This window comes from Buttiauxella sp., from assembly GCF_035271705.1.
Lineage (GTDB): Bacteria > Pseudomonadota > Gammaproteobacteria > Enterobacterales > Enterobacteriaceae > Buttiauxella.
The window spans coordinates 1-25,199 of the sequence record NZ_DATERI010000182.1 but is presented as its reverse complement, the minus strand read 5'-3'; the positions used below and the strand labels follow the sequence as shown (position 1 = coordinate 25,199).

The 25,199-nt window shown below is 53.0% G+C and carries 18 protein-coding genes; 8 read left to right on the top strand and 10 right to left on the bottom strand.

The window, feature by feature from the left end:
* Positions 1-195: 195 nt before the first annotated feature.
* From ftsX to ftsY, 3 genes are read right to left on the bottom strand one after another with little or no spacing between them, the layout of a single operon-like run.
* Positions 196-1,266 (bottom strand): permease-like cell division protein FtsX, encoded by a 1,071-nt coding sequence (gene ftsX, locus VJY99_RS16550; protein WP_414641604.1) that lies wholly within the window; start codon positions 1,264-1,266, stop codon positions 196-198.
* Positions 1,244-1,912, bottom strand: a complete 669-nt coding sequence (ftsE, locus tag VJY99_RS16545; RefSeq protein WP_324120413.1) for a cell division ATP-binding protein FtsE — start codon at positions 1,910-1,912, stop codon at positions 1,244-1,246. The genes ftsX and ftsE overlap by 23 nt, the downstream gene beginning before the upstream one ends.
* A gap of 2 nt (positions 1,913-1,914) precedes the next feature.
* Positions 1,915-3,627 carry a signal recognition particle-docking protein FtsY gene (ftsY, locus tag VJY99_RS16540; RefSeq protein WP_324120411.1) on the bottom strand — a complete coding sequence of 571 codons (1,713 nt, stop codon included), beginning with the start codon at positions 3,625-3,627 and terminating at the stop codon, positions 1,915-1,917.
* 151 nt (positions 3,628-3,778) lie between these two features.
* Here ftsY and rsmD point away from each other — a divergent pair, with 151 nt between their 5' ends.
* Both rsmD and VJY99_RS16530 read left to right on the top strand, forming a co-directional pair.
* Complete coding sequence (rsmD, locus tag VJY99_RS16535) at positions 3,779-4,372, top strand: 16S rRNA (guanine(966)-N(2))-methyltransferase (RefSeq protein WP_324120409.1); 594 nt, start codon at positions 3,779-3,781, stop codon at positions 4,370-4,372.
* Positions 4,366-4,635, top strand: coding sequence for a DUF1145 family protein (locus VJY99_RS16530; protein ID WP_324120407.1), 270 nt, complete (start codon positions 4,366-4,368; stop codon positions 4,633-4,635). The genes rsmD and VJY99_RS16530 overlap by 7 nt, the downstream gene beginning before the upstream one ends.
* A 74-nt stretch (positions 4,636-4,709) precedes the next feature.
* On the opposite strand, the gene VJY99_RS16525 is transcribed toward VJY99_RS16530, so the two are convergent.
* Entirely contained in the window at positions 4,710-5,072 is a 363-nt protein-coding gene (locus VJY99_RS16525) for a DUF2500 domain-containing protein (protein WP_324120405.1), read from the bottom strand.
* A 264-nt stretch (positions 5,073-5,336) separates the two neighbouring features.
* Between VJY99_RS16525 and VJY99_RS16520 the strand changes: the two genes are divergently transcribed.
* Positions 5,337-5,963 carry a lysoplasmalogenase gene (locus VJY99_RS16520; RefSeq protein WP_324120403.1) on the top strand — a complete coding sequence of 209 codons (627 nt, stop codon included), beginning with the start codon at positions 5,337-5,339 and terminating at the stop codon, positions 5,961-5,963.
* A gap of 76 nt (positions 5,964-6,039) precedes the next feature.
* Complete coding sequence (gene zntA / locus VJY99_RS16515; RefSeq protein WP_324120401.1) at positions 6,040-8,238, top strand: Zn(II)/Cd(II)/Pb(II) translocating P-type ATPase ZntA; 2,199 nt, start codon at positions 6,040-6,042, stop codon at positions 8,236-8,238.
* A gap of 47 nt (positions 8,239-8,285) precedes the next feature.
* Here zntA and VJY99_RS16510 read toward each other — a convergent pair whose 3' ends face one another.
* The 4 genes from VJY99_RS16510 to tusA form a co-directional block, all read right to left on the bottom strand.
* Positions 8,286-9,572: a TRAP transporter large permease gene (locus VJY99_RS16510; protein WP_324120398.1), complete on the bottom strand. Its 1,287-nt coding sequence runs from the start codon at positions 9,570-9,572 to the stop codon at positions 8,286-8,288.
* Between the two features lie 14 nt (positions 9,573-9,586).
* On the bottom strand, positions 9,587-10,096 hold the full coding sequence (locus VJY99_RS16505) for a TRAP transporter small permease (protein ID WP_324120396.1): 510 nt from the start codon (positions 10,094-10,096) through the stop codon (positions 9,587-9,589).
* A gap of 30 nt (positions 10,097-10,126) precedes the next feature.
* Positions 10,127-11,110 (bottom strand): TRAP transporter substrate-binding protein, encoded by a 984-nt coding sequence (locus VJY99_RS16500; protein WP_324120394.1) that lies wholly within the window; start codon positions 11,108-11,110, stop codon positions 10,127-10,129.
* A gap of 200 nt (positions 11,111-11,310) precedes the next feature.
* Positions 11,311-11,556: a sulfurtransferase TusA gene (tusA, locus tag VJY99_RS16495; RefSeq protein WP_324120392.1), complete on the bottom strand. Its 246-nt coding sequence runs from the start codon at positions 11,554-11,556 to the stop codon at positions 11,311-11,313.
* A 203-nt stretch (positions 11,557-11,759) separates the two neighbouring features.
* Here tusA and VJY99_RS16490 point away from each other — a divergent pair, with 203 nt between their 5' ends.
* A complete protein-coding gene (locus tag VJY99_RS16490; RefSeq protein ID WP_324120390.1) occupies positions 11,760-12,425 on the top strand; it encodes a 7-cyano-7-deazaguanine/7-aminomethyl-7-deazaguanine transporter in 666 nt (221 codons plus the stop codon).
* A gap of 72 nt (positions 12,426-12,497) precedes the next feature.
* A complete protein-coding gene (locus VJY99_RS16485; protein WP_324120388.1) occupies positions 12,498-13,055 on the top strand; it encodes a DcrB family lipoprotein in 558 nt (185 codons plus the stop codon).
* Here the strand turns inward: VJY99_RS16485 and VJY99_RS16480 are convergent, their stop codons facing one another.
* Positions 13,056-14,279: an MFS transporter gene (locus tag VJY99_RS16480; RefSeq protein WP_324120386.1), complete on the bottom strand. Its 1,224-nt coding sequence runs from the start codon at positions 14,277-14,279 to the stop codon at positions 13,056-13,058.
* Between the two features lie 142 nt (positions 14,280-14,421).
* On the opposite strand from VJY99_RS16480, the gene VJY99_RS16475 reads away from it, so the two are divergent.
* Together VJY99_RS16475 and VJY99_RS16470 are read left to right on the top strand one after the other, a co-directional pair.
* The gene (locus VJY99_RS16475) at positions 14,422-15,471 is read left to right on the top strand and encodes an AI-2E family transporter (RefSeq protein WP_324120384.1); all 1,050 of its coding nucleotides are present in this window, start codon (positions 14,422-14,424) and stop codon (positions 15,469-15,471) included.
* Positions 15,472-15,537: 66 nt separating this feature from the next.
* Positions 15,538-16,920: a M24 family metallopeptidase gene (locus VJY99_RS16470; protein ID WP_324120382.1), complete on the top strand. Its 1,383-nt coding sequence runs from the start codon at positions 15,538-15,540 to the stop codon at positions 16,918-16,920.
* Between the two features lie 146 nt (positions 16,921-17,066).
* On the opposite strand, the gene VJY99_RS16465 is transcribed toward VJY99_RS16470, so the two are convergent.
* Positions 17,067-25,091: an autotransporter outer membrane beta-barrel domain-containing protein gene (locus VJY99_RS16465; protein ID WP_324120381.1), complete on the bottom strand. Its 8,025-nt coding sequence runs from the start codon at positions 25,089-25,091 to the stop codon at positions 17,067-17,069.
* Positions 25,092-25,199 lie beyond the last annotated feature (108 nt).

Below are 25,199 nucleotides of genomic sequence, written 5' to 3'. Positions count from 1 at the left end.
CAAGCGCCAAACCCTACCACTCACAGTAACCTCAGACAGTGATGTTAACCACAAGTTCACTGTAAAGCTGTTCACATATTACACACAAAATGTGACAGAGCTATGAAATTTGGCAGGAGAAACACATACCGAGGTGGGAAGATGTCCCCTGCTGACGGGTACTTCGTAGCAGGGGACAAGTATACCAAAAAAATTTTACTCTGGGGTAAAACGACGTAAATGTTGCACGGTTGCAATCCAGGCTGCCAACCAGCCGCTCATGGATGCAACTAACAACAGCAGCAGGCATTCGTCGAAACCTAAGCCTGTGAGATCAAACTTAGTGCCAAACACTTGCGCGACTTCGGTTACCGCAGACGACAAACGTAATACCAGAATTTCGGACAGGATAAGCGACAAAAACGCGCCGCTAAACCCTAACAGCGCACCACCGTACAGGAACGGGCGCAGGATAAATCCATCGGTGGCACCAATCAGTTTCTGCACGTTGATGGTATCGCGACGAGCAAAGATGCTCAGGCGCACGCTGTTACCAATCACCAGGAATACCGCCGCAACCATCAGCACACCAATCATTGCGGCAACGCGCCCCACAAGACCTGTCAACGAGGCAAGACGGGAGAACCAGCTGTCATCCATACGGACTTCATCAACACCGTTAATCCGCGCCACACGGTCGCGCAAGGTATTCAGATGGTCGGTCGTCTGGAAGTCGAGTTTTGGGTTCACCACCGCGACGGCTGGCAGCGGGTTTTCTTCCAGCATATCCAGCGCACCACCAAAGCCTGACCAGTTACGGAACTCGCCAAGCGCTTCGTCACGCGAGAGATAGTTAACTTTATCGACGCCCTCTTCCGCCTGAATCGCGCCGACGACTTGCTGCGCTGCATTGTCATCAAGCGCTTTATCGAGATAAACCGTGATTTGCGGGGAAGGATAATACTGTGTGGCGGCCTGATTGACGTTTTTGTAAACGATGTAGCACACGCTAGGTAACGTCAGGGAGATGGCGATGACCATGACCGTCAGGAAGGTGGCTAAAGGCTTGCTGCGTAAATCCTGCAAAGCGCCCTGCCAGGCGTAGCGGAACTGCTCATTCACGCCGCCCTTCAGCGATTTGCTTTTCGATTGAGGAGTTTTGCCGCTTTTTTTCACCGAGCGGCCTAAATCCCCTAACTTATTCAGCGAGTTGATTTTATCCAGCTTGTTGCTGAAGCGCTTAATGTGATTGAGCGCGCTGCGTTTATTCACCTGCCAGGCCTCCATGCAAATGGCCGTCACTTAAGGTCAACATGCGATAGTTACGGCGGGAAATCAGCCCGATATCGTGCGTCGCCATCAGAACCGTTACACCCACGCGGTTAAACTCCTCGAACAGACGTAAAATCCCTTCAGAGAGCGCATCATCAAGGTTACCGGTCGGTTCATCTGCCAACAGTACCGCAGGCTTATTCACTACCGCTCGGGCAATACCCACGCGCTGTTGTTCACCACCGGAGAGTTGAATCGGGAGATTCTTTGCTTTATCGAGCAGGCCGACTTTATCCAGTGCCGCGCTAACACGGCGGCGAATGTCTTCACCGCTAGCACCCGCGATAAACAGCGGGATAGCGACGTTGTCATACACCGTTCTGTCCATCAACAAATGGTGATCCTGGAAGATCATACCAATCTGGCGACGGAGGAATGGCACTTCGCGGCTCTTGAGGCGGCTAATATCATGACCGCCAAAAGAGATCTTCCCGGCACTTGGCCGCTCAATACCGCAGATAAGCTTGAGCAGGGTACTTTTCCCGGCTCCTGAGTGACCGGTCAGAAAAGCCATCTCGCCAGGTTGCATATGGAAGGTCACTCCCTGCAACGCTTGTCTCCCACCGAGATAGGCCTTACTAACGTGTTCAAAGCGAATCATGGTTAATCCTCTCGGGCAAAAAGTGCCTCAATAAAATCGCCCGCATTAAACGGACGCAAGTCCTCAATACGCTCACCGACGCCAATGTAGCGAATCGGAATACCAAACTGATCGGCAATGGAGAAAATCACGCCGCCTTTGGCTGTACCATCCAGTTTGGTTAGCGTAATGCCTGTCAATCCTACGGCTTCATGGAACAATTTAGCCTGGCTAATCGCATTCTGACCAGTGCTGGCATCGAGAGTGAGCATAATTTCATGCGGTGCGTCTTCGTCGAGTTTTTTCATCACTCGGACGATTTTCTTCAGCTCTTCCATCAAGTGCGCTTTGTTCTGCAAACGCCCTGCGGTATCAGCCAATAGGACATCAACGTTGCGCGCTTTCGCCGCCTGAATCGCATCGAAAATCACGGATGCGGAATCGGCTCCAGAGTGCTGAGCGATAACCGGAATATTGTTACGCTGCCCCCAGACCTGGAGCTGCTCAACCGCGGCGGCACGGAAGGTGTCGCCCGCAGCCAGCATTACAGATTTACCTTCTTGCTGGAATTGACGCGCCAATTTGCCGATGGTCGTGGTTTTACCCACCCCGTTGACGCCCACCATTAAGATAACAAACGGGGTTTTGCCTTCAACGTTCAGCGGCTCATCGACTTTCGCGAGGATTTCGCCCATCTCTTCTTTCAGTAGGCCGTATAAAGCTTCGGCGTCACGCAAGTCTTTGCGGCTCGCACCTTCTGTCAGATTAGTGATGATTTTACGCGTGGTTTCAACACCGACATCGGCGATAAGCAACTGCTCTTCCAGCTCTTCAAACAGATCATCGTCGATTTTTTTGCCACGGAATAGACTGATAAATCCGGAACCGAGGTTTTGTTTAGTCTTTATTAAGCTGCGTTTGAGACGCGCAAAGAAACCTTCTTTGGTTGGGCGCTCTTGTTCTTGCTGAGGTTCTTCTTGCTGAGGTTCTTCTTGTTGGAATTCTTCTGCTGGAGTTTCTTCCGGTTCTTCAACAATAACCGCAGTGGCTGGGATTTCTTCAATCAGCTCTTCTTCAGCAGCGATTTCTTTGAGGCGAACATCTTCAACAACATCTTCAACAACATCTTCAACAACGTCTTCAACAATAACGTCTTCAACAACAGCATCTACTTCAATAACCGCTGCCACGACTTCTTCGGTTTCAACAACCGTTTGAGCTTCAATTTCTGCGACGACGGGTTCTTGTTCTGGCTGCCACTCTTCTGCCTGCACAATCTCAGGTGCGACATCCTCTGGAACCGGTAATTCTTCGTGCTCAATGACAACTGCCGCCGTGACTGCCGGCTCTGGGATAATTTCTGGCTCTGGCTCTGGGATAATTTCTGGCTCAGCCACCTGCACTTCGCTCTCAACGAGCTTTTCCGTAACGTCGACTATCTCTGCTGCGAAAGCTTCTGGTTCTTCGTGCTTATCAAGCACAACGGGTTCAACTTCAGTCAGAGTTTCTGGCTGAATTTCTGGTTGAACCTCTGCATGGATTTCTGGTTTAGCGTCTTCTGGCTGTGCAGTTTCTTCCGCCGCTTGCGGTTGTTCAGCCTCAGTGACCTGTTCAACAACTTCTTCTGCAACCGGTTGTTCGTCAACTACTTTTTGTTCTGATTCTGGTTCAGAAGCCTGCTCTTTCTGGCCAAAGCCTAGCCATGAAAAAAAGCCACGTTTTTTCTCTTTCGCCATTTGCGAACACACTCCTCGCTGTTAATTCATGGCACAGGCCCGATTGAGCATGCCACGGGCACAGAAAATATTAATACGTTAGTCTATCACTTTCCCCGACTTACACACACCGTTACACTAGACGGCAAGAAATTGCATCGCAGTGAGTCTCATGAAAAAACCGCAATCTACTGGCACCGGCCAGATCCGTATTATTGGTGGCCAATGGCGTGGCCGTAAACTGCCCGTCCCAGACAGCCCAGGCCTGCGTCCGACTACAGACAGGGTGCGGGAAACTCTGTTTAACTGGCTGGCTCCGTCGATGGTTGACGCCACCGTGCTGGATTGCTTTGCTGGAAGCGGTGCGCTGGGGCTTGAAGCCTTGTCACGCTACGCCACCCGCGCCACGTTGCTGGAAATGGACCGCAATGTTTCGCAACAGCTGCAAAAAAACCTCGTTACACTCAAAGCCGCCAATGGAAAAGTGGTGAACACCAATACGCTCAATTTCCTGGCACAGTCTGGCGAACCCCACACTATCGTGTTTGTTGATCCGCCCTTCCGCAAAGGGTTGCTGGACGAGACGCTCGCGCTGTTAGAAAGCAATGGCTGGCTGGCAGATGAAGCACTGATTTACGTTGAAAGCGAAGTTGAAAACGGTATGCCCGCGGTGCCAGCAAGCTGGTCGCTGCATCGTGAAAAAGTCGCAGGCCAGGTCGCTTACCGTTTATTTAGTCGTGAAATTAAAGGAACGATAACATGTTGATTAATATAGGCCGCTTGCTGATGCTGGGCGTCTGGGGATTTTTGGTATTTAATATTTTCCATCCCTTCCCGCGGCCACTGAATATCTTTGTTAACGTCGCGCTGATCTTCACCGTGTTGATGCACGGTATGCAACTGGCATTGCTGAAATCAACCCAACCGAAAGATAGCCCGCCGCTGAGCCGTGCAGAACAAATTAAGATTTTCATCTTTGGGGTATTTGAACTGCTGATTTGGCAGAAAAAACTCCGCAAGGGTAAGTAGCAGTTCTAATGGGCGTTATTGTTGCAGCCGGTTTGGACACGGACAGCACGAAGGAACCGGAGCGTACAACTCGCCTACTCTGACTCGGGGACGAAACCTTCAAAACGCGTCCCTTTATACTGCAACATCCCTTTGTCGCCCACGCTCATCGAGTGATATTGTTCTGCCGTCACCCGCATTTTCAATTCTAAGCCACCGCTTTGCGGGCGAAACCAAATCTCATAGCGCATCGTATCTTCAACCGGCGTCACCTGGCGTTGTCTGGAGCGTCTTTCATTGGTGGGTATTTCACGTTTTGTCGCAACCAACACGCTTCGTTGCATCACTGGAGCTGCATCATTTTCCGCATTCTGGCGGCGTTGCTGCACAAAGCGAAAAGACGCTGCAACGACGATGACCGCCACCACAGCAATGAAGAAAAGTGGCATTTTACTCATAGATTTATCTCGAATTGTCAGGCACTTTTAAGAATACCCTGCACGCCATGACATTGTCATCAACCGACATTGGCCACTAGACTGACAGGTAACACCGTGCTTTTTGTACGATACATTAAATTTAATGCCCTTTAGCATTCGAGTTGCAGCCAGGCGGCAAGTGAGCCAATCCCCAGGAGCTTACTTAAGTAAGTGACTGGGGTTGGTGAGTGAAGCCAACACCGCTGCAACTTGAAGGATGAAGGGCAGAAAAGGAACAATGCCATGCTTTGGTCTTTCATCGCCGTATTCTTTTCCGGATGGCTGTACGTTGATGCCTCCTATCGTGGGCCAACCTGGCAACGTTGGGTCTTTAAGCCCGTCACCCTGCTGCTTTTATTGCTGCTGGCCTGGCAAGCGCCGATGTTTAACGCGACAGGATATTTAATTGTTGCCGGCCTGTTGGCAACGCTACTTGGCGACGCGCTAACGTTGCTGCCCACTCAACGCTTGCTGTACGCAATTGGGGCATTTTTCCTCTCGCACTTGCTCTATACCCTCTATTTTGCCAGCCAGATGACCTTTGGTTTGTTCTGGCCTTTGCCGCTGATTTTGTTAGTGGTTGGGGCATTATTGGTGGCGGTGATTTGGACGCGCCTTGAAACGTTCCGCTGGCCGATTCTGACGTTTATCGGTATGACGCTGGTGATGGTGTGGCTCGCGGGTGAATTGTATTTCTACCGGCCAACGAGCCCAAGTTTCTCGGCCTTTATCGGCGCGACTCTGCTGCTTTTAGGTAACATTGTTTGGTTAGGCAGCCATTACCGTCGCCGTTTTACGGGTGACAACGCCATCGCCGCTGCTTGCTATTTTGCTGGGCACTTTATGATTGTCCGCGCGTTGTATATTTGAATTCCCTCTTGACTCTGGAGTCAACTCCAGAGAGTAACATGGGTAATGAGAACATTATCATTACCCAGGAGGGCCCATGCTCAACTCCCCAAAACCACCGCAATTTGCTAAGGCAAAGTTAAGCCCGTTGCCCGCGCAAACGTCCTCCTGTTGTAACAACGATACCTGCACCGTAACGCCGGAAACAGAAGCCGTTCCTGATACCGGCGAGCGTTATAGCTGGCTGGTTGATGGTATGGATTGCGCAGCCTGCGCCCGCAAGGTTGAGAATGCGGTGAAACAGATCGCGAGTGTTCAACGCGTTCAGGTGCTGTTCTCCACTCAAAAATTGCTGGTGACCGCTGAAAGCGACATCCGTGCGCAAGTTGAGAAAGCCGTTAAAGCCGCAGGATACAACCTGAGAAACAGCACAGCACCTGCCCCACAAACCTCTCCCCTGCGCGAGAACTTACCGCTCATTTTGCTGATAGCGATGATGGCGTTGAGCTGGGGTCTTGAACAATTTCACCCTCCGTTTGGCCAGTTCGCGTTTATCGCCACCACGCTGGTTGGTTTGTGGCCGATAGCCCGACAGGCAGTGCGCCTGATGCGTAGCGGCAACTGGTTTGCCATTGAAACGTTGATGAGCGTCGCCGCCATAGGTGCGCTGTTTATCGGCGCAACAGCCGAAGCCGCGATGGTGCTGCTGTTGTTCATCATTGGCGAACGCCTGGAGTCTTACGCAGCCAGCCGCGCGCGCCGTGGCGTCAGTGCGCTCATGGCGCTGAAACCCGAAGTGGCCACCCGTATTCGCCATGGCGAGCGCGAAACCATTGCCCTGGAGGAATTACGTCCTGGTGATGTCATTGAAGTGGCGGCGGGCGGGCGTTTACCCGCAGATGGCCGGCTGTTAACGCCATTTGCCAGCTTCGATGAAAGCGCGCTAACCGGAGAATCCATCCCCGTCGAGCGCCAACAGGACGAGAAAGTGCCTGCGGGTAGCACCAGTGTCGACAGGCTCGTGCAGCTCGAAGTGATTTCAGAACCGGGCGACAGCGCAATCGACCGCATCCTGCGTTTAATTGAAGAAGCGGATGAACGTCGTGCGCCGATAGAGCGCTTTATCGACCGTTTCAGCCGGATATACACGCCGATTATTATGGCGATTGCGCTACTTGCCGCCGTCGTCCCGCCTGTGTTTTTCGGGCAAAGCTGGGATGAGTGGATTTACAAAGGGCTGGCGTTGTTACTGATTGGTTGCCCGTGTGCGTTGGTGATTTCCACCCCTGCGGCGATTACCTCCGGACTTGCCGCCGCCGCACGACGCGGTGCGTTAATCAAAGGGGGTGCAGCACTCGAACGCCTCGGTAAAATTCAGCATATCGCTTTCGATAAAACCGGCACGCTGACGGCAGGTAAACCGCAGGTCACAGCCATTGAAATGCAGGGTGATCTCAGCGAAAACGCCTTGCTGGCTCTGGCGGCGGCCGCAGAACTGGGTTCGTCGCATCCGTTAGCGCAAGCCATTGTGCGTGAAGCACAAAGCCGCGAGCTGACATTGCCCGCGACCAGCGCCAACCGTGCGCTGGCAGGAATTGGCATGGAAGCCTCCATTAACGGCGAAACACTGCTACTGAGCGCACCGGCTAAACTCGCAGTAAACGTTCTCGACGCCACCTGGCAGCAGCGAATTACCCAACTTGAAGCCCAAGGCCAAACGGTGATTGCCGTGGTACAGCACAATCGCTTACTCGGCGTGATTGCACTACGCGATACCCTGCGCCCTGATGCCAAACAGGCCATCGCTGACTTGCAAAAAATCGGCGTTCAGAGCGTGATGTTAACGGGCGATAACCCGCGCGCGGCGGCGGCCATTGCCGAGGAATTAGGTATGGATTATCGCGCCAGCCTGCTGCCTGCCGATAAAGTCAGCGTGGTGAATGAACTCAACGCCCGTTCATGTCTTGCGATGGTGGGTGATGGCATCAACGATGCGCCAGCGATGAAAGCGGCAACCATCGGTATCGCCATGGGCAGCGGCACAGATGTCGCGCTCGAAACCGCAGATGCAGCCCTTACGCACAACCGCCTGACCGAATTGGCCGGAATGATTAATCTGGCGCGAGCGACACATAACAATATTCGCCAGAATATTACGATTGCATTGGGATTGAAGGGGGTTTTCCTGGTAACTACATTGCTGGGGGTAACCGGTTTGTGGCTTGCGGTGTTGGCTGATTCGGGCGCCACAGCACTGGTGACGGCGAATGCTTTGCGTTTACTGAGAAAACGTTAAATGCTAATTCAGGAGCCCCTCGCCAAAAGCAAGGAGCTCCTGCCTGATTAGTTCATTCCCAATATATGCGGTAACCACAACGAAACTGCCGGGATGTAAGTCACCATCCCCAGCACCGCCACCAACACGACGTAGAACGGTAGCATTGCGCGCACCACCACTTCGATTTTCTGTTTACTCACCGCACTGGCAACAAACAGCACCGAACCCACTGGCGGGGTAATCAAACCAATGCCAAGGTTCACCATCATAATCATGCCGAAATGCACAGGATCGATACCCAGCGAGTTGGTCACCGGCAGTAATACAGGTGTCAGGATCAGGATAATCGGTGCCATATCCATCAAGGTGCCAATCAGCAGCAACATGATGTTGATGTACATCAGGATGACGTATTTGTTGTCAGACAGCGAGGTGAAGAACTCGGTGATGCGTGAAGGCAACTGCATGAAAGTCATGACTGCGCCAAACGCTGCCGCGAAACCAATCAAAATCATCACGATAGAGACAGTTTTTACCGTGCGGAACATGAGCTTTGGCAACTCGTTCCACTTGTAGTCACGGTAGATAAACATGGTCACGAAGAACGCCCACACGCAGGCCACTGCCGCCGATTCTGTGGCAGTAAATACCCCGGTCAAGATCCCACCGAGAATAATGACCACCGTCATCAACCCCCACAACGCGTCGAAGAAAATCTTCACCGCTTGTTTGAAGGGGATGCGTTCGCCTTTCGGGTAACCGCGTTTATGGGCAAAGAACAGGCACATCACCATCAAGGAGAAACCTAGCAAAAGCCCAGGCATTATACCGGCAATAAAGAGGGTTGCGATGGAAACGGTCCCTCCTGCTGCCAGTGAATAAATCACCGAGTTGTGACTTGGCGGGATCAAAATCGCCTGCACCGATCCACTCGCCGTTACCGCCGCTGCATACTCGCGCGGATAACCCTTTTTCTCCATTTCCGGGATCATCACGCTGCCGATGGATGCCGTATCCGCCACTGATGAACCTGAAATCGCCCCGAAGAATGTAGAGGCGACGATATTCACCAGCGACAAACCGCCACGAATAAATCCAACGAAGATGTAGGCAAAGTTAACCAGGCGACGGGCAATACCCCCTTCGGCCATGATTGCCCCCGCAAGGATAAAGAACGGAATCGCCAACAGGGTAAATTTGTTCACCCCACTGGTGATTTGAATCATGATCGCTTCCAGCGGTAAATCTATCCACAACGCGCCCACAATGGCACTTAGCCCAACGGCAAAGGCCACAGGCATTCCCACTGCAAGCAACACCGCGAGTGTCGCTAATAAAATAAATGCGTCCATGTTATCCCCTGGTCTTAACCGTGATTACCCAGCATCACGATTGGGCGGTTCTCTTGAGTGCCATATAGCAAGCGCTCGACAACAAACAGAATCAGCAAAATCGCCCCTACGGGTAGCGGGAGGTAGGTTTGGCCGGAAGTGAGTAGCGGGAATTCGGCAACAGGTTGTTCCCATAAATCAGCGCACAGGTAGAAGCTGTAATAGAACATCACCAGCGAAATGATCAGCATCAGCACATCGACAATACGTGCACACACCGTCTGCCACGCGAGTGGCAAACGGTCTGTCATCATATTCACAGCAATGTGTGAACCGGCGCGGTAACTGACCGCCGCGCCGAGGAACGTGAAGGTCACCATGCAGATTATTGCCACTGGCTCAGGCCAGGACTCCCCACGGTTCAGAACGTAGCGGGAGAAAATCCCTATTGGAATAATGATGGTCATCACCAACAGAGACAGCCCCGAAACGAACATCGCCAGCAAATAAATTTTATCCATCAAATCTGAATAGCGTTGGGACATATGCCCTCCACACAAGCGTTAGCGACAAAATTACTTAACTTCAGCAATGGCTTTCATCAATTCCTGATGCTTTTCGCCATACTCTTTACGAACAGGCTCTGTGGCTTTCACAAAATAAGCTTTGTCGATTTCATGGAACTGAACGCCACCGGCTTTCATTTTTTCCAGTGCTTGTTTGTTGTAGGCATTCCACAGTTCACGCTGTTCCATTTGCGCAGCACGCGCCAGGGTGAGGATTTTTTGCTGTTGCTCAGGGGTTAATTTGTCCCACTTCACTTTGGAATAGAGCAGCATTTCAGGGGTGGTAAAGTGGCCACTCAGCGTATAGTGTTTGGCGACTGGCATATAGTTGTGGGCAATAAACGTTGGCGGGTTGTTTTCCGCGCCGTCGATAACCCCGGTTTGCATCCCGCTATACACTTCGCTCACGCCCATAGCCACTGAGTTTGCACCCATGCTTTTAAGGGTTGCCAGTGCGACTGGGCTGCCCTGAACGCGGATTTTCATCCCTTTCAGATCTTCCGGTTTCACGATTGGATTTTTAGTAATCAGGTTACGCGTGCCAGAGTCCATCCAGCCGAGGAACACCAGGCGGGATTTCGGGTTATTGGTCAGCTTGTCACCGATTTGTTTACCCAGATCGCCATCGATCACTTTGTGCATATGATCTTCATCGCGGAACACATACGGCAGGGTAAAGACTTCAACATCAGGTAGGATCGCAGCCACCGGCGCCATCGATACACGAATGATGTCGATTGCCCCCATCTGCGCTTGTTCAATCATCTGTTTTTCATCGCCCAGCACACCACTTGGGAAAACTTTGATCTCTAATTCACCGTTGGTTTCTTTCTTAAGTGTTTCACCCATGTGCTGCACCGCAATCACGTTCGGATAACCTTCCGGATGAACGTCGGCAGCTTTAATCACTTGTGCGATAGCAGATTGTGCAAACAGAATTGACGCGGTAGACAGACATAGGCCAGCAAAAGCAGGCAGAAAGGTCTTTTTCATTGTTGTGTCGCTCCAGCAGAGGTAGAAATTTAAGATAAGAAGTAAAACAATGTTTTATTTTGTCTTCTTGAAATTAGACTACGTGGGAAAAAGCGCAGGTGAAGCACTTCACAAAAGCGACAAATAATGAAATTGGAGTTCAAAGAACGTGCAAAAAGGATTCAGAAGCCCAGAGCAGGGAGCAAAGGGCTGAAGCGGTTTTATTGCCCCTTACGCAGCAAATAGCGATAAGGCAATGATTCCACTTGTTTAGCAATAAGCTCGTGTTCCATGAATACACAAAACCCGGGGATGTCACGCGTGGTTGCGGGATCATCAGCAATAATGAGCAATGTTTCACCTGTCTGCATATTGCGTACGGTTTTACGTACCATCATGACAGGTTCCGGGCAGCGCAGGCCCAAAGCATCGAGAGTGTGGTCAGGATTGGCAAAAAGATCGGTCATGAGCGGTCTCAAAAGTAACAAACCGCGCTAGTTTACCCCCGGTAGATTATCGTGCAAGTGACGTGAACGATTGCGTTAAAATTAACCATTGCAATGCGGGAGTAACGCAGTATCATCCTTCCCGCTTTAAGAATCACCAGGTGAACAATTTCGTCTGGAAGTTTTATGGGTTCCCTCACCCCACTTACTAAAAAGGCTACAAAATGATGCAGTTCAATTCTATTCAGCGCACTAAAGCGCTGTTCTGGCTATCGCTATTCCATTTGCTGGTGATCACTTCCAGCAACTATCTGGTGCAATTACCGGTGTCGGTGTTGGGTTTCCACACCACCTGGGGTGCATTTAGTTTTCCTTTTATCTTCCTCGCGACTGACCTAACGGTACGCATTTTTGGCGCGCCTCTCGCACGACGCACTATTTTTGCCGTGATGCTTCCCGCGCTGGTGATTTCCTACGGTATCTCTGCGCTCTTTTATATGGGAACCTGGCAAGGGTTTGAAGCGTTGCTGCACTTCAACCTGTTTGTCGCCCGTATCGCGGTCGCCAGTTTTATGGCTTATGCGCTGGGGCAGATTCTGGATGTGCACGTGTTTAACCGCCTGCGACAGAGCCGCTACTGGTGGCTTGCGCCGACGGCATCGACACTATTGGGTAACATCAGTGACACACTCTCATTCTTCTTTATCGCATTCTGGCGCAGCCCAGATGCGTTTATGGCGCAGCATTGGGTTGAAATCGCTATTGTGGATTACTGCTTCAAAGTTTTAATCAGCATCGTATTCTTCCTGCCGATGTATGGCGTATTGCTGAATATGTTGCTGAAACGGCTCGCAGACAAATCTGAAAATTCGGCGTTGCAGCCGGGTTGACGGTGGTTGAATTATCTTGTGATAAGATGCTGATATCAGCCGCAAAGGCTTGCTAACGTAAAGGAAGAAGTCATGGGTAACCTGGTAAAATATGTCGGTATCGGCCTGCTGGTATTAGGCCTTGCTGCTTGCGATAACAGCGACAGCAAGACAGCGAAGACGAGTGAAGCGGCAGAAAGCAGCGCAGCTGGCCAGTCGGTGAGTTTGCTGGATGGGAAAATCAGCTTTGCACTCCCTGCCCAGATGACCGACCAGAGCGGTAAACTGGGCACTCAGGCAAATAACATGCACGTCTATTCTGACGCATCCGGTCAGAAAGCAGTGATCGTCATTGTGGGTGAAAACACGCCTGACGACCTGGCGGCATTGGCTAAACGTCTTGAAGATCAACAACGTGCTCGTGACCCGCAGTTACAAGTGGTGACCAATAAATCCATCGAGATTAAAGGCCACACACTGCAACAGTTAGACAGCATTATCTCGGCAAAAGGCCAGACGGCTTACTCGTCAGTTATCTTGGGTAAAGTTGATAACAAACTGTTAACTATGCAGATAACGCTGCCGGCGGATAATCAGCAACTGGCGCAAACCGCCGCTGAAAACATCATAAATACCATCACCATCAAATAATTATTGTTTAGATGATGACACGGCCTCCGGTTGCGCAATCGGGGGCCGTTTTTTTAACTGCCACGCCATCAGCAATGCGATACACACCAGTGCTGCTGCAACCAGGTAAATCACCGACACACCCGCGTAAGCCATCATGATCCCTGCCAGCGGCCCGGTAATCCCCAGCGATAAGTCCATAAACACGGTGTAAGTCGCCAGCGCGCTACCCTGATTTTGCTGTGGCACCATTTTGACCGCCACCACGCCGAGTGCTGGGAACACCAGCGAGAACCCAGCCCCCGTCAAAAATGTACCGGCTTTTGCCATCCACGGCTCTACGGCAAAACCGACCAACAACAATCCGACTATCTCGACCGAGAAGCAAATCATCGCCACATTCAAACCACCAAGCCGGTTAATCCCATTCGGGAAAAGTAAGCGAGTCCCCACAAATGCACAACTAAACAGCGTTAAAGCGAAGGCTGCACCGTCCCAACCTTTGGCGTCATAAAACAGGGTGATAAACGTGGCGATAACGCCAAAGCCCGCTGATGCTAACGCGAGCGCCATGCCATAAGGCCAAACGCGCCCAAGTACGGCACGAAACGGTAGTGGCTTGCCTTTACTGGCTTTTACCCCTGGACGAGGAAGTGCTAACAGCCCCGCGATAAGCGCCACCGCCATAATAATTCCCGCCAGCAACTCAAGGCCACCAAGGTGATAGAACAATACCCCCAGCGGAGCACCCATCGCCATCGCGCCATAGGTCACAATGCCATTCCAGGAGATAACGCGCCCGATGTGTAATGAACCGACCACGCCGACGCCCCAAAGCGTTGACCCGGTGCCCGCAAAACTTTGTCCAATCCCCAAAATCACGCGGCCCAAACAGAGCAAAATCAGGCTAACGAGTGGCCATGCGCTGCCAAACGCCGCCAGCATGTAGCTCGCACCACTGAGGAAACAGCCGCACAAACCGAAGATAACGATTTTTTTCGGGCCAAGAATATCGGCATATTTCCCGGCATAGGGGCGGCTCAGTAAGGTCGCGAAATACTGCAGACTGATAACCAATCCTGCCCAAAACGCGCTATATCCCATCACGTCATGAACGTAACCCGGTAGCACCGCGAGCGGTAAACCTATCGTCATGTAGCTTGCGAAATTGAACATCACTACAGAGACAATCTGTAGATTAAGACGGAAACTGCTTACTGCGGGGGCGGGGGTGAGATCAGGCATGGTCATTCACTTTTAAAACTGCGTTCCCCAGTATAACCACTTCAGCTTTCACATTTCAGCTACTGACTTTCAGACTCACCCTGCACGTGAGAAATAAACGAGACGCTACACTTAGAGCATCCCACGTACACAGGATCTTTTCATGCCCTCTCCAGAAACCGATAAAGCCGGGCTACACATTCTGCTAAAACTTGCCGCACTGGTGGTTATTCTCGCCGGGATTCATGCGGCGGCAGATATCATCGTCCAGCTGTTATTGGCACTTTTCTTTGCCATTGTACTTAACCCGTTGGTCACCTGGTTTCTTCGTCGAGGAGTGAGCCGCCCGCTGGCAATTTCGATTGTCGTGTTTGTGATGCTGATTGTGCTGACAATATTGATAGGTGTGCTGGCGGCGTCGCTGAACGAATTCATCGAGATGCTGCCCAAATACAACAAGATGCTGACGCAAAAGGTACACGAGATCGAAAAGATGCTCCCGTTTATGCATCTCAGATTATCCCCCGAACGCATGTTGCAGCGTATGGACTCCGAGAAAGTGATGTCTTTTGCCACGGCGATGATGACCACTCTTTCGGGCGCGATGGCCAGCATTCTGCTGCTGGTGATGACCGTGGTGTTTATGCTATTTGAAGTGCGTCATGTTCCCTACAAACTGCGCTATGCCCTTTCCAATCCGAAACCTCATATCGCCAGCCTGCACCGCGCGCTTAAAGGTGTGACGCATTACCTGGCGCTCAAAACGCTGATCAGTTTATGGACTGGATTAATCATCTGGCTTGGGCTGGAGTTGATGGGTGTGCAGTTTGCGCTGATGTGGGGGGTGTTGGGCTTCTTATTGAATTACATCCCTAATATTGGCTCCGCCATTTCTGCCATTCCGCCCATGATTCAGGCCTTTTTGTTTAACGGAACGTACGAAATGGTTCTGGTGGGTGCACTGTTCCTCGCGGTGCATATGGTTCTGGGGAATATCATCGAACCGCGCATGATGGGCCGCGGCCTCGGGATGTCGACCTTCGTGGTGTTCCTGTCATTGCTGTTCTGGGGCTGGCTGCTCGGCCCAATTGGGATGTTACTTTCCGTCCCACTCACCAGCGTGTGTAAAATTTTGATGGAAACCTCTCACGGCGGCGGCAAACTGGCGGTTTTACTTGGCCCAGGGCGGCCAAAGACACGGTTGCCGGGATAGGCGAAAAATTATCCGGGTGGTAAGTTAAGGCACATTCAGGGGATGCGAAAAAGGAGTGACACGCCCATGCCAATCATACTTGCCACAATTAAACAGCCAGAGATTTACCTCAACGTTCCGAGCGTTGTACTCAACGAACAGACTATTGGGCAGCGCCGCAGCAAAATCTTGCAGGGAATGGCGCAGCACAATTTGGATTCATTAATCGTTTATGCCGACAAAGAGCATGGCGGGAATTTTGAGTATCTGACCGGTTTCATCCCACGCTTTGAAGAAGGTTTGTTGGTGTTACACAAAAGCGGCGAAGCGGTGCTGGTGCTCGGCAATGAAAACCTTAAACTCGCCCAGCACTCTCGAGTGGCCGCCAGGGTGGTCCATGCACCGTGGTTTTCTCTGCCCAACCAGCCGATGGACACCACACTTTCACTGAGCGAAGTGTTGCAACAGGCAGGGCTAAAGGGGCAACAACGCGTCGGTATTGCGGGCTGGAAGCTTTTCACTGGCAGCAACCAAAACAACACCTCACTGTTTGATATCCCCACTTTTATTTTCCAGGCACTTCAAACCGCCCTCACTTCCACATGTGAGCTGCTGAATGCCACAGGTCTGTTTATTTCGCCACGCGATGGTGCTCGTATCACCAATAATGCTAACGAGATTGCCCATTATGAATACGGCGCAAATCTCGCATCAAGCGCCGCGCTTACTGCCCTGAATGCGGTTGAGCTGGGCAAAACCGAAAAATCGATTGCCGCATTGCTGGCCGCTGAAGGGCAAGCCAATAATGTTGTGACCATCGCCGCCACAGGTGATCGCTTTAAAAATGCGAACCTGTATCCATCGGACAAACAGATTCAGCGAGGCGATAAATTCTCGCTAACCGTCAGCTACAAGGGCGGCTTAACCAGCCGCGCGGCGTATGTCGTGAACGATGCCAGCGAACTTCATCATGAAGCCAGTGATTATCTCGATGTCGTCGCTATTCCTTATTATCGCGCGGTCGTGAACTGGCTTGAGCATCTGCACGTTGGCGTGAAAGGCCACGAAGTTTATCAACTGATTGAGTGCGTATTACCCAAGGCTGAATACCACTGGCACCTGAACCCCGGCCATTTGGTCGCTGATGAAGAATGGTTGTGCTCACCGATTTATCCGGCGTCAGATATTGCGTTATCCAGCGGAATGTTGCTGCAAATCGATATTATCCCATCGCGAAAAGGCTACGCGGGAGCCAGCATCGAAGACACCGTTGCGCTTGCCGATGAGACTTTGCGTCTGCAATTAGCCACGCTGTATCCGGAGCTGTGGCTGCGTATTTGCGCACGCCGGAATTACCTCCGTGAGGTGCTGAACATTCAATTGCATGAAGATGTGCTGCCACTCTCCAACACCGTTGGATATTTACGCCCCTATTTGTTGAACAAGAATTTAGCTCTCATTTGCCAATAGCTGTTTCCAGTAGATGCCGATGGAGAAATAGTTGTATCTTCATGATTAATTGCTCAATTAAGCCAATTTGATTGCGTTTTAATTTAATAAAAAAAACCAGCAACACACGTTGCTGGTTTCTCTGGTCGAATAATACCCATCTTTGGTTAGAAGCTGTATTTCACCCCAATCATAGCGGATGTATCGCTGTAGCCTTTATCCCCAACCTGTACGCCCACATTGCCCCACACATTGAGTCGTGAGTTAAGCTGCCCTTCAACACCCGTTTTAATTTCCCCGATGTTTTTGGCTCCGTTCTGGCTCATGCTGACGCCATCCATGCGCGTCCCGAAGTTTTCGGTATTGTGTATCCAATTCACTTCGACAAACGGCTGGAAGGTGCGATTTTTGCCGTCATCTATTTTGTTGTGCCCTTTCAGGTATGTGCGAACACCCAGACGAGTTTGAACGTTGCCGTCACCTTCACCACCCACGTTTGTGCCATTACTTTCACGGTGGTCGTCTGCTTTAACACCCATCCAGATAGCCTGCGCCTGAGGTTGGATAAACCATTCATTTAGTGACCCTTGGCTACCGGGAAACTCACCTAATTTATGTGTGTAGCCCAGTTCAAGCGAAGCCGTTATCCCGCTTGATTTGTAGGACTCAGGTTGAATATCTTCGCCCTTCACATCATTGTTAAACCAGCCGTACTGGGCCCAGCTATCCACATAAACGCCCTGTCGTGTCTCATCATTTTCATACCAGGTGGCATACATCCCGACGCTGTACCCATCAACAGAACCTTCAGCACGGTATCCGGTCACGTTGGAATGGCTATTACTGTCGTTAAAACCGTAACCCGCCATCACCCCAAGGTGCAGGCGTTGCAAGCCATCCGAGCTCCACTGGGCTATATCCCCGCCCAGCTGTGTGACGTAACGGTTGCTTTGGGTTTCAGTTTGCCCGCTGCTGTCTTTCCAGCGGTTTTGGCCGCCGACCTGACGCAACCACATACTGGTGACTTTCTGCTCACCGGTAAGCACATCGGTGTACTGGGTTTCCCCCAGACGGTCGTGCAAACGGGTGACAAACATCGTGTTAGCCGCCGCCAGATTCGCGGTATAGCTAGCACCTTCAGGACGAAGCGTTGGATTGCCGTTATCCCCCGGCCCTGGCGATGGTGTCGGGGTCGGCGTTGGAGTCGGCGTTGGTGTGCCAGGTTGAACCGCTGTATCCAGGCTTGTGAGGAACCAGTCGGCGCCTTTTTTCACCAGATTGTAATCATAAGCCCCGGCAACAATACGCCCTGACTTGGTGAATGTGCCGTCAGATTGACCGTTAACGTCCACAACCTGGATACCTTCTACCGTCCTGGCTCCCTGGCCGCCCACATTGTTGACCTTCATGAAGGTGTTCCCGCTGGTATCACCATTAACCAGCAGTTTATCCGTTACCGAAGTGTCATCCCCCAGCACCGTGTTCAGCTCGAGAGTACCGCCCTGGCCATTCCAGTTATTCACCGTCAGCGTACGGCCGGCTGTCATTGGCGAGGTACCCGGAGGCACATAACGCAGCGTACCTGCGAGGTTGACATCATCGACCACAGAATCCGCCGTCATGTTCCAGGTACTGGCGGGGTCAATGTTCACATCCGTTGGGTCAATCCAGCCGGTCAGCGTTGCCCCGTTACGCAAAGACAACACTGTGTTGTCTTGGCCGATGACGTTACTGACCAGTTGGGCACCGCCCTGCGAACCATCCAGCGTCAGTTCACCCTCATCAATCAGGGTATGACCTGTCCAGTCAGTCTTGCCCGTTAATATCGCCTCACCTTCACCGCGCTTCACCAACTCGCCTGTTCCCTGAATGGTGTTGTCCATGGTTCCGGTGGCACCATCCAGCACCAGCTTACCCATAGTGGTAATTTCACTGCTGCCTAAGCCATCGACAAAGTTGATATTAACGCTCGCACCTGCGGCGATATGGGTTGCCGCACTGAACCAGATATTCGCGCCCTGCACATCCAGCGTTCCGCCGTTGACGTTCAACTGACCTGCACCGGTCAGTGTGCCTACCGAGGTGCCGCCATGACTGAGATTCAGGGTGCCGTTGTTAATGTTCAGCGTCGAACCGGCTCCACCGTTCAGTGCGCCAATGGTTTGCGTTTTGCCATTGAGATCAAAGGCCGTCGCATCCGCGAGGTTTAGCTGGCGGGTCAGGCCGAGTGCGTTATCGCGGCCGGCCTGCAATGTCCCCGTGGTCACGCTGGTTTCACCGGTATAGTCGTTGGTGGCGTTAGTCAAAGAGACAACATCGCTACGCGCATCAATGGCCAGATTACCGGTGCCGGTTATTTTGGCGGACATATCCGCTGAAGCACCGCTCGCGCCAGTATCCTGGGCAAGCGTCAGCGTCTCGCCTGCCTGCAGATCCAGTTGTTTCAGGCCGTAGTTCACATACAAACCATCGTTCTGTGTGCCGGAAGTCAGTCGGTAGTCGTAAGTCCCCTTCGCCACAGTACTACCCTTCTGGCTGATGTCGACCAGGCGAGCCGCCGTGATGGCCTGGCCATTCTGATCCACCAGTTGGAGTGCACTACCATTGCCGGTGACAGCACCAGAGCTCACTAACTGTACGCCCGCATTTCCCTCATCTTCCATCAACAAGTTGGTGGTATTCGCGGTGTCCGGTGGGCTCGGAGTGAACGGCGCCGGCACATTCAGGCGCACAGTACCGGCATGATTAATGTCCAGCGTACCCGCGGTGATAAAGCTGGTTGCCGTTATCTGATCCGGTGCCTGGGCGTTGAACTGCATGGTGCCGTTATTAATCGACAACCCGCCGATCTGCTGATTGCCATCACCGACGGTAGTCACGTTGCTGTTGCCCACTTCCAGTGTCGCATTAGCCAGTGCCGTGGTGTTGTTACCCGCCAGAGCAAAGGTGTTGTCAGTCAGATTCACCGTGCCGCCAAAGTTAGCGCCCACTCCGCTACCAAAGTTGAAGGCCTGCCCACTACTGGAGGCATTCAGCGTGCCAGCGCCGGTCAACACGTTGTCAAAGTTGAACGCACCGCTAGTGTGAGCATTGACGATACCGCCTGCGGCAATATCTACCGCACCTGCCCCCAGATGGGTGGTACTGCTGCTCGCCGAATGAGCGACCGCCAGCGTGCCACTTTCCGTCACATTCCAGTTGCCGGTGTAAGCGGAATTATCCGCCGTGATGGTAGCTTGTGCGCCACTCACGGTGGCGGTTCCGGCACCTGTCAGTTGGTTATCAAAGACGCTGGCAGAAGTCAGTGCCAACTCAAGACCCGCGGCTGGGTCGATATTGACCACACCAGAGCCTGCACCATCGACATTCGTCAGTTTCAGGTCTCCGCCCAAAATAGTGGTAGGGCCGGTATAGTTGTTGGCCTGTTCAATGGTCAGCGTGCCTGTGCCATTCTTGTTCACAGCACCAGCACCATTGAGCGCATTGACCAGCGTCCAGTCGGTGGCGGTATCAACATTAAAGGTCCCGGCATTGTTGATTGCCGCTGTTCCGAGGTTTTCCGCCTGAGTCGCCGTCAGACGGGTGTCTGCTGCTGTGTTCCAGCTCCCCGACAACGCGTTAGTCCCTGCCAGCGTCACATTCGCGGCGTTAGTCAGTTGCACCGCACCCGCGCCGTTGATGACGTTGTCCAGCGTACCGCTGGCACCGTTCACCACAAGCGTACCGGCTGCGGTAATCTCACCGCGGCCCAGACTGTCGACATTATTAATATTAACGGTCGCCCCACTGGCAATCACCGTCGCAGCCGTCAGGTCGTTATTCGCGCCCTGCACAAACAGCGTCCCGCCGTTAACGTTCAGCTGACCTGAACCGGTCAGTGCGCCTGCCGAGGTGCCGCCATTGCTGAGATTGAGCGTGCCGCTCTTGATGTTCAGCGTGGTATTTAACGCACTGTTTAGCACGCCAATGGTCTGCGTTTTGCCATTGAGATCAAAGGCTGTCGCATCCGCGAGGTTTAGCTGGCGGGTCTGGCCGAGTGCGTTATCGCTGCCAGCCTGCAATGTCCCCGAATTAACACGGGTTTCGCCGGTGTAGTTGTTGGTGACGTTAGACAACGACACAAGTCCGCTGCCGGCGTTAATCGCCAGGTTACCGCTACCGATTATTTTGGCAGACATATCCGCTGAAGCACCGCTCGCGCCAGTATCCTCAGCAAGCGTTAGTGTCTCACCTGCCTGCAGATCCAATTGTTTCAGGCCGTAGTTCACATACAGGCCATCGTTGAGTGAACTGGATGTCAGGCGGTAGTCGTACGTCGCCTGCGCCACAGTATTGCCATTCTGGCTGATGTCGAGCTGGCGCTCCGCCGTGATGACTCGTCGGTTCTGGTCGGTCAATACTATTGCGCCACCGCTACCGGTTACCGAGCTGGCACCGACCAGTTTTACGCCGACGTTTGCCTCATCCTGCATCAGCAGGTTGGTGGTGTTGGGTGTATCCGGTGGGCTTGGAGTAAACGGTTGCGGCAGATTCAGGCGCACAGTACCGGTATGGTTGATTTCCAGCCTACCCACCGTAATCAGGCTATCCGCAATAATCTGCTCCGGTACGGTGGCATTGAATTGCATGGAGCCGTTATTAAGCGTGAGTCCGCCAATTTGTTGGTTACCATTACCCACGGTGGTTACGTTGCCGCTGCTCACTTCCAGTGTCGCATGAGTCAGTGCCGTGGTGTTGTTACCAGAAAGAGCAAAGGTGTTGTTCGTCAGATTGACCGTGCCGACAAAATCGGTCCCCACGCCGTTGCCGAAGTTAAATGCCTGCCCACTGCTGTCTGCATTCAGCGTGCCGCTTCCCGTAAGCGCGTTGTCAAAGCTGAACGCACCGCTAGTTTGGGCATTGACGATACCGCCCACGGCGATGTCCACGCTGCCACTTCCCAGATGAGTGGTACTGTTGCTCGCCGAATTAGCGACCGCCAGCGTGCCACTCTCCGTCACATTCCAGTTGCCGGTGTAAGCGGAATTGTCCGCCGTGATGGTAGCTTGTGCGCCACTCACGGTGGTGGTTCCGGCACCTGTCAGTTGGTTATCAAAGATGCTGGCAGAAGTCAGTGCCAGTTCAAGACCTATGGTGGTGCTGCCCGCAGTCGTGTCGACATTGACCACACCAGAGCCTGCACCATCGGCATTTGTCAGTTGCAGGACTCCGTCCGAAATGGTGGTAGGCCCGCTGTAGCTGTTGGCGCGTGCGATGGTCAGCGTGCCCGTGCCGTTCTTGGTCACTGTACCCGCGCCATTGATTGCGTTGTCCAGCGTCCAGTCTGTGGCGGTATCGACATTAAAGGTCCCGGCATTGTTGATTGCCGCCGTTCCTAGGTTCACCGCCTGAGTCGCCGTCAAACGGGTGTCTGCTGCTGTGTTCCAGCTGCCCGACAACGCGTTAGTCCCCGCCAGCGTCACATCAGCCAGGTTAGTCAGTTGCACCGCACCCGCGCCATTGATGACGTTGTCCAGCGTACCAACGGCACTGTTCACCACCAGCGTACCGGCTGCCGTAATCACACCGCGGCCCAGACTGTCGACATTATTAATATTAACGGCCGCCCCACTGGCAATCGCCGTCGCAGCCGTCAGGTCGTTATTCGCGCCCTGCACAAACAGCGTTCCGCCATTAACGTTCAGCTGACCAGAACCGGTCAGTGCACCTGCCGAGGTGCCGCCATTGCTGAGATTGAGCGTGCCGCTCTTGATGTTCAGCGTCGAATTTAACGCGCTGTTCAGCACGCCAATGGTCTGGGTTTTGCCATTGAGATCAAACACCGCTGTATTCGTGAGGTTCAACTGGCGGGTCTGGCCGAGTGCATTATCACTGCCTGCCAGCAATGTCCCTGTGGTCACACTGGTTTGGCCGGTGTAGTCGTTGGTGGTGTTAGTCAGCGACACCGGGCCGTTCGCGCCGTTAATGGCGAGATTGCCGCTACCGGTTAAGTAAGCAGACATATCGGCAGAAACGCCGGTTGCACCGCTATTATTCGCCAGTGTCAGGGTCTGGGCCGCTTGCAAATCGAGTTGGCTCAAATGGTAGCTGGCGTATAAGCCATCTACGGTGCTGCTGCCTACGGCACGGGTTGCCAGGCCAAATGTATAAGTGCCGACTGCTACAGTAGCCCCACCCTGTACGATGTTTGAGGTGCCTGATGTCAGTGCATTGCCTGACAAGTCTTTCAATACCAGATTGTCCTCAGAACCATTCACCGAAGTGGCTGAAACCAACTGCTGGGTGGTCCCTTCATCCTGCACCAGTAAATTGCCGGAAGTGCCTGCGTTTTGCGGATCAAGTTCAACATCGCCCGATGTTAACGTCAGTGCGTGAGTTGCCACGACACCGGTCGGCAGATTGGAGAACACCAGCGTACCGCTATTGAATGTCAGGTTGCCGATAGTCTGGGTACCTGCGCCCACGGTCGTGAAGTTGCTTGAGCCTAGATTCAGCGTGGCGTCAGTCAACGCGGTGGTGTTATCACCCGCAAGATCAAAGATGTTGTTCGTCAGATTCACAGTACCGGCAAAGTCTGCGCCAACACCGCTGCCGAAGTTGAACGCCTGCCCGCCACTGGAGGCATTCAGCGTGCCGCCTCCCGTAAGCGCGTTGTTAAAGCTGAAGGCACTGTTAGTGAGCGCATTGACGGTACCACCTGTGGCGATGTCCACGGTCCCCGTCCCCAGATTGGTAGTACTGCTGTCTGAAGAGCTAGAGACATCCATCGTGCGACTACCCGTCACACGCCAGTTACCGGTGTAAGCGGCATTGCTCCCGGTTATCGTGGTTTGTTCACCGTTCACGGTGGTGGTTCCGGCACCCGCCAGTTGGTTATCAAAAGTGCCTGGAGTGGTCAGTGCTAGCTCAAGACCTGTGGTGCTGCTGCCCGCAGTCGTGTCGACATTGACCACACCAGAGCCTGCACCATCGGCATTTGTCAGTTGCAGGACTCCGCCCGAAATGGTGGTAGGCCCGCTGTAGCTGTTGGCGCGTGCGATGGTCAGTGTGCCCGTGCCGTTCTTGGTCACCGTACCCGCGCCGTTGATTGCATTGTCCAGCGTCCAGTCGGTGGCGGTATCGACATTAAAGGTCCCGGCATTGTTGATTGCCGCTGTTCCGAGGTTTTCCGCTTCCGTCGCCGTCAGACGGGTGTCTGCTGCTGTGTTCCAGCTCCCCGACAACGCGTTAGTCCCCGCCAGTGTCACATCAGCCAGGTTAGTCAGTTGCACTGCACCCGCGCCATTGATGACGTTGTCCAGCGTACCAACGGCACTGTTCACCACCAGCGTACCGGCTGCGGTAATGATACCGAGGCCCAGACTGTCGACATTATTAATATTAACGGCCGCCCCACTGGCAATCGCCGTCGCAGCCGTCAGGTCGTTATTCGCGCCCTGCACAAACAGCGTCCCACCGTTGACGTTCAACTGACCTGAACCGGTCAGTGCACCTGCCGAGGTGCCGCCACTGCTGAGATTGAGCGTGCCGCTCTTGATGTTCAGCGTCGTATTTAACGCGCCGTTTAGTGCGCCAATGGTCTGCGTTTTACCATTGAGATCAAACCCAGACCTATTCCCCTCGCCCGTATTCTCCACGAGGTTTAACTGGCTGGTCTGGCCGAGTGCATGGTCGCTATCTACCCGTAACGTCCCCGAGTTCACAGTGGTTTGGCCGGTGTAGTCGTTAACGGCGTTAGACAGCGAAACCAGGCCGCTCACGGCGTTAATGGCGAGGCTACCGGAGCCGGTTATTTTGGAGGACATATCAGCTGAAGCACCGAGCGCGCCGAAATTCTCAGCAAGCGTCAACGTCTGGCCTGGCAGCAAATCCAGTAGTTTCAGGCCGTAGTTGACATACAGACCATCGATATTGGGGCCAGAAGTCAGGCGGTAATCGTACGTCGCCTGCGCCACATTATTGCCCCCCTCCTCGAGAGTGAGCACGCGCTGTGCCGAGATGACCGTGCCATTCTGATCAACCAGTTGAAGTGCGCCACCGCTACCCGTTACATGACTTGCGTTAACCAGCTGTACGCCGACGTTCGCCTCATCCTGCATCAGTAAGTTGAGAGCGTTAGGGGTATCTGGTGGGGTCGGGTTGAACGGGTCTGGTACATTCACGCGCACCGTACCGGCATGATTGATGTCCAACTCGCCTGTCGTGATATAGCTGGTTGGCGTAGCATCCCCAGGGAGGGTGACGTTGAACTGTACTTTGCCACCATTAATCGTCAGACCGCCGATCTGCTGATTGCCATC